Annotated in this window: 1 rRNA gene; it reads left to right on the top strand. The window is 52.9% G+C overall.

What is annotated here, in order from left to right:
- Window positions 1–255 (top strand): 16S ribosomal RNA (locus WA279_RS20835); the annotation flags it as partial.

The following is a 255-nucleotide window of genomic DNA, read 5'->3' as shown; positions in this document are numbered from 1 at the left end:
AGGCAGCAGTAGGGAATCTTCCGCAATGGACGAAAGTCTGACGGAGCAACGCCGCGTGAGTGATGAAGGTTTTCGGATCGTAAAGCTCTGTTGTTAGGGAAGAACAAGTACCGTTCGAATAGGGCGGTACCTTGACGGTACCTAACCAGAAAGCCACGGCTAACTACGTGCCAGCAGCCGCGGTAATACGTAGGTGGCAAGCGTTGTCCGGAATTATTGGGCGTAAAGGGCTCGCAGGCGGTTTCTTAAGTCTGA

The sequence above is a fragment of the Bacillus sp. 204(2023) genome (assembly GCF_037027505.1).
GTDB lineage: Bacteria > Bacillota > Bacilli > Bacillales > Bacillaceae > Bacillus > Bacillus subtilis.
Note: the sequence above shows the minus strand (reverse complement) of the source record. Positions and strands in the feature narration are given on the sequence as shown.